This is a genomic window from Vibrio sp. SCP2 (genome assembly GCF_059295395.1).
Map to the genome: position 1 here is coordinate 68,312 of NZ_JCAFVV010000008.1, position 13,390 is coordinate 81,701.

Sequence of the window (13,390 nt, forward strand, 5' to 3'; positions counted from 1 at the left end):
TTTTTTTGATTTGTATGTCTATTCATCTTGTTATCATCGATGCTCTCAACCTGATCCGACGCGTTCATTCCGCGCAACCCGATCCCACAGATATAGCAAGAACCATCAATACGACAACCCGCACTCTGAATCGTATTTTATCCGAGTCACAACCAACTCATATCATTGCCGTGTTCGATCATCACCTTCAAGAACGAGGTTGGCGAGCGGAGATCTTGCCAGAGTACAAGCAAAACCGAAAACCTATGCCCGAGCCTTTGTTACAAGGCTTAGAGTCAATTCAAGATGCTTGGTGGAAGCTTGGGATAGACTCGCTACTTTCAGATGGAGACGAAGCTGATGACTTAGTCGCTACTCTAGCAACTAAGGTGGCTAACCATGGCGAGAAAGTCACGATTGTGTCGACGGATAAAGGTTACTGTCAGCTCCTTTCTCCGACTCTGCAAATCCGAGACTACTTTCAGCATCGCTGGTTGGACGAACCTTTTATCGAAGCTGAATTTGGCGTTAAGCCGAGTCAGCTTGCCGATTATTGGGGGCTAACAGGCATTAGTTCAAGCCAGGTACCTGGTGTACCAGGGGTTGGACCAAAGGCCGCCAAAGAAATCCTTACCCAGTTTAGCGACATCGAACAAGCGTTCGCCAGTGAAGAACTCCCTACTAAGTATCGTAAGAAACTAGATGAGCATATTGAATCAGCGCGAAAATGTAAGACGATTGCAGCACTCAAAACCGATATGGAACTCGGCTTTAACCTGCAAGATATTCGTTTTAATGGTGAGAATGAAGCTACTCAATAATGCCTAGAACATATTAACTAGCTGATTAGAAAAGCAATGTTAATCGAATCTGTTGTGAAATCGGTTACTTTCACAAGCTTAATATTTAACTGCTCAATACCGGACCAAGTATTGATTAACATTCAACCACTATCACAGTAACGCAAAGCCAATCGACTATTTTTCATAGCTCCAATAACAAGGAGCATAATAATGAAAAATACTGTTTTACTAACACTTGCTGTTGTCTTTTCCCTACCAACTTTCGCGCAAACCTGTGGAAAGCACTTAGACGTAGGCTTGCCTTCAGAGCAACCTGATCAATTGCTTTGCCGGGATGGGTATGCCGTTGGCTACAACTATCAAACCAAAAATGCCGACTGGGTGGCTTACCACATTACCGCAGAAAGCGTTAACGCCAGCTATAAACGCAGTAATAGCTTCAAAGAAGACAGTGAGCTCCCCGACTATGCTCGCTCCACGCTAGCCGATTACAGCGGCTCTGGCTATGATCGAGGACACCTAGCGCCATCTGCCACAATGGACTTTAGCCAAGACTCTATGAAGCAGAGCTTTTTGATGAGCAATATGTCTCCTCAGCTTCCGGGTTTTAACCGTGTAGGTTGGCGTATCCTGGAAGAGCACGTACGTGATCTTGCGAACGAGTACAACGAGCTCTACGTGGTCACTGGACCTATCTATCAAGGTAACGAAAGCGCCATAGGTAACAATGTCATCATACCGAGCGCTTTTTACAAGGTAATCTTAGATCCTGCTTTCAATGAAGCCATAGCCTTCATTGTTCCACATAGAGATGTCTCTAGCAGTGAGCTTGCAAGCTTCGTCACTACAATCGATGCGGTTGAGCAGCAAACAGGATTGGACTTCTTTTCTCTTATTGCTAACAGCACTGAAGAGAGCATGGAAGCGCAGCTGTGGGAAATGTGGCCAACGTCCAACTAAAAAAAACGCTCCCTATCTAGGGAGCGTTTTTAATTTAGCGCGGTGAGATATTCGATAAACACTGAACATGTACCGTGATTTCTTCTCTATCATGGTACAGATGCTTAGCTTGAAGCTTAAACTTCACGCCATTTTCAATCAGGAAGAGTTTTAAATTCTCGATATCTTCTAACACTTCGTCGTAACGCCCTTTCATCGGCAGCTTAAGGTTAAAAATCGCTTCTTTCGCCCAACCACTGATAATCCATTCGCCCATCAATTGAGCAACGCGCGATGGCTTTTCGATCATGTCACACACTAGCCAAGTTACGTTCTTACGTGCCGGTTCAAACTTAAAGCCATCTTCTTGGTGGTGTTTAACCTGCCCGGTTTCCATTAGGCTATCAGCCATCATGCCGTTATCGACAGAGTGGACAAACATCGAACGCTTCACTAGTTGGTACGTCCAACCGCCTGGACACGCCCCTAAGTCAACGCCCCACATACCTGCGGCTAAGCGTTCATCCCACTCTTCACGAGGAATAAACACGTGAAACGCTTCTTCTAGCTTCAGAGTTGAACGACTCGGTGCGTCCGCTGGGAACTTAAGACGAGGGATACCCATGAAGAACTGCGAGTTATTGCTAGGTAAAGAATAACCGATGAAGCAATGCGTCGGAGCGACAAAGCAAATATGTAACACAGGCTTTTTAGGGCTGTCTTTCGGGAACAGAATCTCTTTGCCACGTAGAGCTTGGCGCATTGGCACAGTGAACTTCCGACAAAACTTAAGTAGCTCTTTCGCTTCGTTGGTATCTGGCGTTTCAACGCGAATATCACCACAACGAGGCATGGTCTCTACGAAGCTTAAATCATGCAAAATCGGCGAGATACGATCTTCACGTGGCAGTTCTTGAATTTCAGCTGCGACAGCAAAGATCTGGCGAGCAAAGATCAGCGATTTAAAATCCAGCTCTTTGACAAGCTTTTCTGCATCACCGTCTTGGTAACACTCAAACAGCACATAACCAGTGTTTTTTTTAAGACGTGGGAAACCAAACACTTCTAACTGAGTAGCACGATCTTGAATCTCTCCGGCACACTCTTTTTCAAAGCCGCTGCGGCAGTAGAGCATTAATTGTTTCACTGGTTCACCTCTTTAACCTGTAGTGCTGCGTATACGAACAAACCCCAACCAAGCATAAACGTTAAACCACCTAATGGTGTGATAGGACCAAACCATTTAATGCCTGTTAATGCCAACGCGTAGAGGCTGCCGCTAAAACAAAGGATGCCGATGATAAAGCAAACCGCGGCAAGGGAGAAATATTTTTGTGACTTAAGCGGCAATTTTAACCCAAGTAACACGCCACAAAGCAAAATAGCAATGCCATGAATGAATTGGTACTGCACGCCCGTAGAGAAAACCTCAATCAGATAAGGTGAGAGCATTTTCTTCAAACCATGAGCAGCAAACGCCCCCAAAGCAACACCAAGGCCGCACAATACACCACCCAACGCTAACCAGAACCTACTTCGCATCAGACACCTCTAGGATAAACTTGGCTAAGTGATCGATAGCCAGTTCGATGTTACCAACTTCGGTATGCCCTGAACTCTTACGAGGTTTGAAGCTATGGTCGCCATCGGGAATAAATTCCACCTTGATTGCACTAGAGAGATCAAACTGTTCAAATTCTTCTTTCTTACCAAAGGTATCGCGCTCGCCTTGAAGGATGAGACAAGGCTTTTCTATCTCTGCTAAGTGACCACCTTTGTAGTTCTCGGGTTTACCGGGCGGATGGAACGGAAAACCTAAACAAGCAACTCCCGCAACCTTATCGTCAGCTGATAGAAGGCTTGCCATGCGCCCTCCCATTGATTTGCCACCAATGATAAACGCTCCTGTTGGACAGTACTGGTCAACAACGGCTTGGTAGGCTTCCAGTAATTTAGGTGCTCTATCTGGCGGACGTTTCTTACCGTCCTCAGCTCGCTTAACCATATAAGGAAAATTAAAGCGCACCACCTGAATACCTTTTTGAGCAAGGCCCTTTGCCACTGCTTCCATAAAGGTGTGATCCATTCCAGCACCAGCTCCGTGAGCAAAAATAAACAACGGACTGCCTTTGTCACCGTCAATGAGGTAATCAGTCATCTAAAAGCTCCTCTTGCTCGCTTTGCGCTTTGGCTAACATCCAATCACGAAAAGTAGCAATACGCCCCATATCGGCCTGTTTGTCATGACAAACAACATAGAAAGCATTTTTAGACACCAAGACCTCATCAAACGGTGCGATCAGACGGCCTGCTTCAAGCTCGGGTTGAGCTAAAACATTGTTACCAAGTGCAACCCCCTGACCGTGAGCAGCGGCTTGAAGTACCATAGTTGAGTGGCTAAAAATGGGCCCGTGATTAACGTTAACTCCTTCAATGCCATTTTGCTTAGCAAACTGTTTCCAATCTTTGCGAGAGGTGTCATGAAGTAAGGTATGTTGCTTCAAGTCACTTAGAGTTTCTAATGGTTTGTTACCTAAAAGTAATGAAGGTGAACAGAGTGGGATCAAAAATTCTTGATACAGTTTGTCCGCTCGCAAACCTGGCCAATTACCGCGACCATAATAAATCGCCACGTCGACGTCATCGGTCAACGAGCCTTCGTCCATATCGACCGCTTTAATTCGAACATCAATATCAGGCTCTTGTTGATTAAAATCCGCTAATCTAGGGACTAACCATTGAATCGCAAAGCTTGGCGGTAAACTGATGGTTAATGCCCCTTTCTCACTGCGCTCGAGTACTTTATCAGTAGCTTCTGCTAACGATGTGAAAATATCTTTTATATCAAGAAAGTAACTTTGACCTTCTTCTGTAAGCAGTAACGAGCGGTTTCTTCGTCTGAATAACTTTAAGCCAAGGAATTCTTCTAGCGCCTTAATCTGATGACTGACGGCAGCTTGAGTCACAAACAACTCTTCGGCTGCGCGAGTAAAACTCAGATGTCGAGCCGCGGCTTCGAACACTTTTAATGAGTTCAAAGGAGGCAATCTTCTGGACATAGTGACCTTCTATAAATTGGATTAGTTTTTTTTATCTGAAACATTATAAAATGTCCGTTGCCTGACGACCAGAGAAATTCTATATTTCACCCCGCAGCAAGAAGTCAGAACGGCTTGATTTATGCTTTAAATCAATTGACCTTTTGTTGCGATGTTGTGTTTGCAAACTCGTATTTCGAGTTCGGTAGGTTTCTACCAGTTTTGTTTCCATAGGAAACGAAACATATACTTCCTGTATTTATTTTGACCTGTCTGTCAAATATTTAGCACCGCCTCGATGGCGGTGTTTTTTTATGCGCCAAATTCCACTCGCTACAAACTAAAAAGCGCAAACCGAATCAACGATTTGCGCTTTTAGTACTATATGGAGTGCTCGCTACGGGCGGTAAACCTTAACGTTGTTAAAGCCTTGCTCTTGAAGATAAAGAGCTTGTAGACGACTCATCACGCCACGGTCACAGTAAAGCAGGTAAGATTTAGATTGGTCTAAATCACCGAACTGAGTGCCTAGCTTGAAGAATGGGATGTGTTTCACTTCAACGCCATCAATCTCAAGTGGATTGTCGTCTTCTTCTTCAGGGCTACGGATATCGAGTACGATCGCGTGCTCTTCCACCGCTTGAACTTGCTCAACTTCTGGCGCAGCTTGCTCGGTTTCTTTGGCAATATCACGAATGTCCATGACACGCGCGTCACGAACAACCTGCTCTAGAATATCAAAGTCGAACTTTTCTTCTTCAGTGTCCAGTTTCGCTTTAACCGCTTTAACCGTTGGCTTCTTAGAAATTACGCCACAATATTCCGGCATGGTCTTAGCGAAATCTTCAGTACCGATGTCACGAGCTAGATTGATGATGTCTTCTTTATCCCAGTTGATAAGCGGACGAAGAATCAATGTATCTGTCACATTGTCGATATGACGCAGGTTCGTTAGGGTTTGGCTTGATACCTGACCTAATGCTTCACCAGTCACTAGCGCTTCAATCTTGAACTTCTCAGCGACCATACCCGCAGCACGCATAAACATACGCTTAAGGATAACGCCCATTTGACCGTCATCGACTTTCTCTAGAATTTCGGCCACTACTGGTTCAAAGTCTACCGAGATGAAACGCACTTTTGCAGATGAACCGTACTTGTTCCACAGATAGTGAGAAACCTGTTTGACACCAATTTCGTGCGCAGGGCCACCGAGGTTAAAGAAGCAGTAATGGACTTTTGAACCACGTTTGATGTGCAGATAGCTTGATACGCCAGAGTCAAAACCGCCAGAGATCAGGCTCAAAACATCTTCTTGTGTACCAAGAGGGAAACCACCTAGACCTTTGTAACGTTTGATAACTTGGTTAAGCTTCTCGTTAACTACTTCCACTTTAACCGTCACATCTGGGTTACGCAGTTTTACGCTCGCGCTTTCGATCGCTTGGTTAAGACCGCCACCTACGTAACGCTCTAGTTCAATAGAAGTGAAATCATGCTTACCACGACGCTTGGCACGAACAACAAACGTTTTGCCTTCAAGGTTAGGACGGTTAAGTTCCAGTACTTGCTCGAAGATATCGTGTAAGTCTTTAAATTCTGACTGTTGTACTTCAAGTACGTGGTGGATACCCGGCGTATGAGTCAATACTTCGATTGTCTCTTTGTGGAATTCATCCGTTTCTGCCGTTACTTCAATGTGGTCACGACGGTTGAAAACAGCAACAGACTCTGTACGACTCTTGATTACGTTACGAATGTTGCATTCAAGAATCTTTGTGAAGCGCTTACGCACAGACTCACTTTTTACAAAAATTTCTGGATGGGGCTTTACGATAAATTTCATAATTCACTTCACAAGTTAACTGTTTCGCTATTTTCACGCTCTATTGAGCCTAGCAGCGATGTGCTGCCTCTAAGGGCGCAAGATTATACATGAAGCAAAGACCATAAAAAAGACGAGCGTTTGTGCTCGTCTTTTTATCTTTTATTGAATGACTGGGACTTCGTCGCTTAACAGCGCTTCCCCTTGCATTATACTGATCTCAACCCGGCGGTTACGAGAACGCTGCGCTTCAGTATCGTTGGGGCCAAGTGGCTCTGTATCTGCCATGCCTCTGACGCGAAGACGCTGATGGTCAAAGCCGCGGACCTTCTCCATCTCCTGAGCGACAGAAACCGCTCGCTGTGCCGATAAATCCCAATTGGAGCGGTAAAGTTCAGAGTCAATGCGTTGATTGTCAGTATGCCCTGATACTCGAATGATTCCCGGTATATCCTTCACTAGATCGGCAATCTGTCGAACCAGTGGGCGGAACTTAGGTTGCAAGAATGCCGACCCTTCAGGAAATGCGCCTTTCTCACGAATACGGATATCAATCTGCTGACCGAGGTTTTCTACTTCAATCGCACCTTGTTCTATCTCTCGTTCTAGGGCCTTCTTGATACTCTCCATTAAGGTTTCAAGCTCTTGTGACATCTCAGCCGATTGCTGCTGTTCATTGTCTGACTCAGAGTTTTGATTATTTTGCGTCGAGGTATCCGGCGATTGCCCGCCCGTCAATTTGCCCTCATCACGCTGCGTACCACCGGCTCTGTCTGACTCTCCTTCATGGAATTCTAGAGTCTGCTGAGTAATATCTATGGTTTGCTGCATGATAACGTCGATAGGCGTCGGCTCAGGTCGACCCGGCCTAAATTCTTGAGCAATAATGCTGGTTCCTTTAGGAATGTCTTTCACTTCCAATCGGTTTTGCACACCAAAAGCGAACTTCATTGAACCCGCGATCTGTTTAAACTTCAGTACATCCATTTCAGAGAACGAGAGCAGTAGTACGAAGAAACACATCAAGAGCGACATTAAGTCAGCAAAAGTCCCCATCCACAGCGGGAGGCCGGGTGGCGGACATTTTGGTTCTTCTTCTTCCATATCAGCGACCTTACTCGTTATCTACATCAAGGGCACGCTTACCTTCATTGAGGTAATTCTTCAGATAGCTGTCGATAACGCGTGGGTTTTGACCATCTTGAATCGCAAGCACACCATCCATAATAAGGCGACGATTGAGTTTTTCTTGCTCACGACGAAGGGAAAGCTTATCAGCGATCGGGAAGAACACCATGTTGGAAAGAATTGCGCCATAGAGTGTGGTAAGAAGTGCAACAGCCATTGCAGGGCCGATTGCTTTCGGGTCATCCATGTTTGATAGCATGGCAACCAGACCGACGAGAGTACCGATCATGCCCATTGCAGGTGCAACATCACCGAAGGCTCTAAACACGCTAGAACCAAAATCATGTCGCTCATCAGTTAAGGCAATATCTTTTTGCAGTGCTGCGCGAACTACATCGGCATCGTGACCATCCACCAGCAAGTCGATACCCTTTTGCATGAAGCTATTGGTAATTTCCATCTCTTCGAGAGCAAGAAAACCACCTTTACGTGCCGCATCCGCCATTTCAACCACTTTAGCAATCAAGTCTTCTGGCTCGTCAGCTTTAAACATAAACGCTTTACCAGCGATTTTGGCTGCGCCAAAGAACTGCCCCATAGTGAATTTCATCAACACTACGAAGGTAGAACCACCCACCACGATAAGAATCGACGTTACGTCGACGAACATCATGATGCTTCCGCCCAGTATCATTGCCATGATGACGAAAGCAAAACCGCCAATCAGTCCTACCAGCGTTGCTAAATCCACAGAGCACTCCTCATGCTATCTTTAAGCTTCTAACAAATTATATCGGCAACATCTTAAGATCTTTAGTATTTTATTGGTACTGTACTCACATAAATATAGATGCTGAGTGCCAGGACCCTAATAGACTTTAGCCCTATATTGAGTACCTGCGCAGAATATGACCGTACAAGCTCGATTTTTCTGACAAATTTACTCGGTTAAATTTGACCATCATTATCGGCTAAGGTAACTTTCGTGCATCTTTATCTCGGTAGAATAGTTATGGCGAGCAAGAAACCAGAAAACATGACCTTTGAGGCGACCATTGAAGAGCTTGATGTGATCGTTGAAAACCTCGAAAATGGTGATTTAGCACTAGAAGATGCGTTGAAAAAATTCGAGCGCGGCATTGCCCTTGCTCGTTCAGGACAATCAAAACTGAGCGATGCAGAACAGCGCGTTAGCATCTTGTTGCAAAATGATGATGAATCTCCACTATCTGATTTTAACGCTCAGCCTGAACAATAATTTATAGAAGATGTCTGCCATGCATGAGGCATTAACCTCACTTCAACAGCGAAACAATACTCAGCTCGAAAACTGGCTGCAAGCACTGCCACACCAAAATCTACCTCTTATTGAAGCAATGCGTTATGGCTTATTGCTTGGGGGCAAACGTGCGCGTCCGTTTCTTGTCTACATCACAGGACAAATGTTAGGTTGCAAGCTTGACGACCTAGACACTCCAGCGTCTGCCGTCGAGTGCATCCATGCGTACTCACTTATCCACGATGATCTTCCCGCTATGGATGATGATGAACTGCGCCGTGGCAAAGCAACCTGCCATGTTAAGTTCGACGAAGCAACGGCAATTCTCACTGGCGACGCGCTGCAAACCTTAGCGTTTACAATTCTCGCGGAGGGCTCACTGAACCCAAACGCTGAAAGCAACCGTATAAAGATGGTAAAAGTTCTTGCCGATGCTTCAGGTGCCAATGGCATGTGTATGGGACAGGCTCTTGACCTAGCGGCAGAGAACAAACAAGTATCATTGCAAGAACTGGAAGCAATTCACCGCAACAAGACAGGCGCATTAATGAAATCTGCTATTCGTCTTGGCGCGCTCGCCGCTGGCGATAAAGGGTTAGAGGTAATGCCTCAACTTGATACATTCGCCAATGCAATTGGCCTCGCGTTTCAAGTTCAAGACGATATTTTGGATATCATCAGCGATACAGAAACTTTAGGCAAACCGCAAGGTTCTGACCAAGAATTAAACAAAAGCACCTATCCAGCACTGCTTGGATTGGAAGGAGCTATTAACAAAGCTCACACTCTGTTAAATGAAGCTCTTCAAGCTTTGGAAGCAATCCCATACAATACAGAGTTACTCGAAGAGTTCGCCCGATACGTCGTCGAGCGCAAGAACTAACACTATAAGCGCGCATTTTTATATGACTCTTGATATTTCGAAATATCCAACACTGGCTTTAGCAGATACACCTGACGAGCTACGTAGTCTTCCAAAAGAAGTACTACCTAAACTGTGTGATGAATTACGCACCTACTTATTGAATTCAGTAAGTCAGTCGAGCGGTCACCTCGCATCAGGTTTAGGGACAGTTGAGCTTACCGTTGCTCTGCATTACGTCTACAACACTCCATTTGACCAATTGGTTTGGGATGTTGGCCATCAAGCATACCCGCACAAAATCCTGACGGGTCGCCGTGACCAAATGTCTACTATCCGTCAGAAAGATGGATTGCATCCTTTCCCATGGCGCGAAGAAAGTGAATATGACACCTTATCGGTCGGTCATTCATCGACTTCAATCAGTGCTGCACTCGGTATGGCAATCAGTGCGGGTAAAGAAGAGCAAAACCGTAAAGTGGTTAGCGTGATTGGTGATGGTGCAATTACAGCTGGTATGGCATTTGAAGCGATGAACCACGCTGGTGATGTGCATCCTGATATGCTGGTGATTCTTAACGACAACGAAATGTCGATTTCAGAAAACGTAGGCGCTCTTAACAACCATCTTGCTCAAGTGCTATCTGGTAGCTTATACACCTCTATCCGTGAAGGTGGTAAAAAAGTGCTTTCAGGTGTACCACCGATTAAAGAACTGGTTCGTCGCACTGAAGAGCACCTTAAAGGCATGGTTGTCCCAGGAACGCTATTTGAAGAACTTGGTTTTAACTACATTGGTCCAGTAGACGGCCATGATGTGAATGAGCTAGTTAAAACGCTCAAGAATATGCGTGAGCTTAAAGGGCCACAGTTCTTACACATCATGACCAAAAAGGGCAAAGGTTATGAGCCAGCGGAAAAAGATCCGATCGGCTATCACGGTGTCCCTAAGTTTGACCCTAGCCATACGTCCTTGCCTAAGAGCAGCGGTGGAAAGCCAAGTTACTCGAAGATTTTTGGTGATTTTCTCTGTGATATGGCCGCGCAAGATCCAAAACTGATGGCTATAACACCAGCAATGCGTGAAGGCTCAGGTATGGTCAGATTCTCTAAAGAGTATCCAGATCAATATTTTGACGTCGCAATCGCAGAACAACACGCCGTGACGTTAGCGACAGGTATGGCCATCGCAGGTGACCACCCTATTGTGGCTATCTACTCGACCTTCTTGCAGCGTGGTTATGATCAGCTCATTCATGATGTTGCGATCATGGACTTACCCGTCATGTTCGCGATTGACCGAGCAGGCCTTGTTGGTGCTGATGGTCAGACCCACCAAGGCGCGTTCGATCTCAGCTTTATGCGCTGTATCCCGAACATGGTCATCATGGCACCAAGTGACGAAAATGAGTGTCGTCAGATGCTGTATACGGGCCATAAACATACTGGTCCATCTGCGGTTCGTTACCCACGTGGAACCGGGACAGGTGCAGAAATCAAACAAGATTTCACGGCGCTAGAAATCGGTAAAGGCCGCATTGTCCGCCAAGGTGAAAAAGTGGCTATTCTGAACTTTGGTACCTTCTTAAACAGTGCACAACAAGCAGCAGACTCGCTCAATGCAACCGTCGCTGATATGCGCTTTGTCAAACCTCTCGATGAAGCACTTATCAAGCAACTCGCTGATGAGCATGATGTGGTGGTTACGCTAGAAGAAAACGCCATTGCTGGCGGCGCAGGTGCGGGTGTAATCGAGTTTATGATGCAGGAAAAGATCATTAAGCCAGTACTAAACCTTGGCTTGCCAGATAAATTCATCGCCCAAGGTACTCAAGAAGAACTTCATCAGGAACTGGGGCTTGATGCTGTAGGCATCGAACAATCGATTCGTGATTACATCGCCAAATAGATTGGAACTTGAACTGTTATTGATAAAACCCTCTTCGGAGGGTTTTTTATTATCTGGTTCAATCAGTTATCAGCATCACAAAAATCAATCACATGACAAATAAATACAAACTCAAGACATACACACCTATAAGAAACTTGTTACACTGCATTCGGCCGGCTAATTAGAACGCTTGCCGATTTGAGTCCAATTATAATAGTTAAGGAAAGAGTTATGAAAAAGCTTGTCATCGCAGCGGCAATCAGTCTATTGGCATCTGGCTGTGCACAACAAACGTTCGTTGTATCACCAGCGCAAGAAACAAATGAAGCGACAGAACTAAAAACTCATCACTTCTTTGTGAGCGGTATCGGTCAAAGCAAGCAAATCGACGCAACACAAGTATGTGGAGCAGCAGATAAAGTGGCTAAAGTAGAAACGCAGCAAACTTTCAAAGATATCGTATTCAGCACTATCACGTTCGGTATCTACACTCCTCGTGAAGCGCGTGTTTACTGTAAGTAATATCAGCTTTTCAACCGTCACTTTGCATTAAAGTGACGGTTTATTTCCTCTACGACTTCGGAATGTCCCAGCTAAACTCTGCACAGAGCCTCTGCCAAGTTTCATCAATACCCGCTTTAATCATCAATTCTTGTCCGGTAAATGGATGAATAAACTTCAAGCTAGAGGCATGAAGTAGCAATCGGTGTGAATCATAGATCTCTCGAAATAGCTTATTGTGCTTCCCATCGCCATGTGTGGTATCTCCCACAATTGGGTGCCTTAAGTGCGCCATATGACGTCTTAGCTGATGTTTTCGCCCCGTTAATGGCTTCATCTCCATCAAGCAATAACGTGTCGTCGGAAACTTACCGGTAGAGTGAGGAATTTCGACTTTCGCAACAGGTTGGTAATCGGTGATCGCCTCCTGAGCTTCTTTCTCTTGGCTAGCGTGCTTATCGGCAATTTTATCTAGCTCTACTTTCAGCGGATAATCCAAGCGCGCCGCTTCTTCAATCCAGCCACGGACAATAGCGTGATACGTTTTTTCCATTTCATGATTGGCAAACATCGGCATCACCTGAGAAGCGACCTCGCTCGACAGGGCAAAAATCAGCACACCAGATGTAGGACGATCGAGTCGATGCAGTGGGAAAACATGCTGCCCTATCTGGTCACGTAAGGTCTGCATGACGAATTGAGTTTCGTATTTATCTAACCAGCTACGGTGAACTAACATGCCTGCAGGTTTGTTCACCGCGACAAAATACTCATCTTGATACACTATCTCTAGCATCAACGGCACTCCTCATCGATCTGACGTAATATCGCTATAATTGGGTGCAAGCTATGTTGCTCTTTCCAACACTCTTCAAAATAGGGCGACAACGAAAAGCCACTTGGTAATGGTTGTTTTTGCTCAAGCATCACTCGCATTCTGCTAATGAATACCCATTGCAACCACGCTTGTGGCTCTAAGGTATCCAGTGCGAATGGCTGCTGGCTTGCCAACGCTTGTTCGCTGGGCTGCTCTGAGCACCATAGTTCAAGTTGCTTCATGGCAAGCTCTAAACGGTCAATCAGTGCGGCTAATTGTTTCTCTTTTGTCATTTATCTTTGTTACTGACCTTGAAAATTGCCCTAAG

The 13,390-nt window shown here is 45.4% G+C and carries 15 protein-coding genes; 6 read left to right on the forward strand and 9 right to left on the reverse strand.

The window, feature by feature from the left end; all coding sequences use genetic code 11:
- The first annotated feature begins 14 nt into the window (after positions 1-14).
- Positions 15-800, forward strand: a complete 786-nt coding sequence (xni, locus tag AC5O63_RS18305) for a flap endonuclease Xni (RefSeq protein ID WP_494505847.1) — start codon at positions 15-17, stop codon at positions 798-800.
- A gap of 192 nt (positions 801-992) precedes the next feature.
- A complete protein-coding gene (locus AC5O63_RS18310; protein WP_494505848.1) occupies positions 993-1,742 on the forward strand; it encodes a DNA/RNA non-specific endonuclease in 750 nt (249 codons plus the stop codon).
- A 34-nt stretch (positions 1,743-1,776) separates the two neighbouring features.
- On the opposite strand, the gene rlmM is transcribed toward AC5O63_RS18310, so the two are convergent.
- From rlmM to pomA, 7 genes are all read right to left on the reverse strand, one after another.
- Entirely contained in the window at positions 1,777-2,868 is a 1,092-nt protein-coding gene (gene rlmM / locus AC5O63_RS18315; RefSeq protein ID WP_494505849.1) for a 23S rRNA (cytidine(2498)-2'-O)-methyltransferase RlmM, read from the reverse strand.
- Positions 2,865-3,263 (reverse strand): DUF423 domain-containing protein, encoded by a 399-nt coding sequence (locus tag AC5O63_RS18320; protein ID WP_494505850.1) that lies wholly within the window; start codon positions 3,261-3,263, stop codon positions 2,865-2,867. Before AC5O63_RS18320 ends, rlmM begins: the two co-directional genes overlap by 4 nt.
- Positions 3,253-3,879, reverse strand: coding sequence for an alpha/beta family hydrolase (locus AC5O63_RS18325; RefSeq protein ID WP_494505851.1), 627 nt, complete (start codon positions 3,877-3,879; stop codon positions 3,253-3,255). The genes AC5O63_RS18320 and AC5O63_RS18325 overlap by 11 nt, the downstream gene beginning before the upstream one ends.
- Complete coding sequence (locus tag AC5O63_RS18330) at positions 3,872-4,780, reverse strand: transcriptional regulator GcvA (protein ID WP_494505852.1); 909 nt, start codon at positions 4,778-4,780, stop codon at positions 3,872-3,874. The genes AC5O63_RS18325 and AC5O63_RS18330 overlap by 8 nt, the downstream gene beginning before the upstream one ends.
- Before the next feature lie 376 nt (positions 4,781-5,156).
- Complete coding sequence (gene thiI / locus AC5O63_RS18335) at positions 5,157-6,605, reverse strand: tRNA uracil 4-sulfurtransferase ThiI (protein ID WP_004744532.1); 1,449 nt, start codon at positions 6,603-6,605, stop codon at positions 5,157-5,159.
- 141 nt (positions 6,606-6,746) lie between these two features.
- Positions 6,747-7,688, reverse strand: coding sequence for a flagellar motor protein MotB (locus AC5O63_RS18340; protein ID WP_494505853.1), 942 nt, complete (start codon positions 7,686-7,688; stop codon positions 6,747-6,749).
- A gap of 10 nt (positions 7,689-7,698) precedes the next feature.
- Positions 7,699-8,463 (reverse strand): flagellar motor protein PomA, encoded by a 765-nt coding sequence (pomA, locus tag AC5O63_RS18345; protein ID WP_494505854.1) that lies wholly within the window; start codon positions 8,461-8,463, stop codon positions 7,699-7,701.
- A gap of 261 nt (positions 8,464-8,724) precedes the next feature.
- On the opposite strand from pomA, the gene xseB reads away from it, so the two are divergent.
- The 4 genes from xseB to AC5O63_RS18365 all read left to right on the forward strand — a co-directional run bounded on the left by xseB (position 8,725) and on the right by AC5O63_RS18365 (position 12,266).
- The gene (xseB, locus tag AC5O63_RS18350) at positions 8,725-8,970 is read left to right on the forward strand and encodes an exodeoxyribonuclease VII small subunit (protein WP_004744529.1); all 246 of its coding nucleotides are present in this window, start codon (positions 8,725-8,727) and stop codon (positions 8,968-8,970) included.
- A gap of 19 nt (positions 8,971-8,989) precedes the next feature.
- On the forward strand, positions 8,990-9,874 hold the full coding sequence (ispA, locus tag AC5O63_RS18355) for a (2E,6E)-farnesyl diphosphate synthase (RefSeq protein ID WP_494505855.1): 885 nt from the start codon (positions 8,990-8,992) through the stop codon (positions 9,872-9,874).
- Between the two features lie 22 nt (positions 9,875-9,896).
- The gene (gene dxs / locus AC5O63_RS18360) at positions 9,897-11,762 is read left to right on the forward strand and encodes a 1-deoxy-D-xylulose-5-phosphate synthase (RefSeq protein WP_494505856.1); all 1,866 of its coding nucleotides are present in this window, start codon (positions 9,897-9,899) and stop codon (positions 11,760-11,762) included.
- Positions 11,763-11,975: 213 nt separating this feature from the next.
- Entirely contained in the window at positions 11,976-12,266 is a 291-nt protein-coding gene (locus tag AC5O63_RS18365; RefSeq protein WP_004744526.1) for a Bor family protein, read from the forward strand.
- A 49-nt stretch (positions 12,267-12,315) separates the two neighbouring features.
- Here AC5O63_RS18365 and truC read toward each other — a convergent pair whose 3' ends face one another.
- Positions 12,316-13,041: a tRNA pseudouridine(65) synthase TruC gene (gene truC, locus AC5O63_RS18370; RefSeq protein ID WP_494505857.1), complete on the reverse strand. Its 726-nt coding sequence runs from the start codon at positions 13,039-13,041 to the stop codon at positions 12,316-12,318.
- Positions 13,041-13,355, reverse strand: a complete 315-nt coding sequence (locus tag AC5O63_RS18375; protein WP_494505858.1) for a YqcC family protein — start codon at positions 13,353-13,355, stop codon at positions 13,041-13,043. The genes truC and AC5O63_RS18375 overlap by 1 nt, the downstream gene beginning before the upstream one ends.
- Positions 13,356-13,390 lie beyond the last annotated feature (35 nt).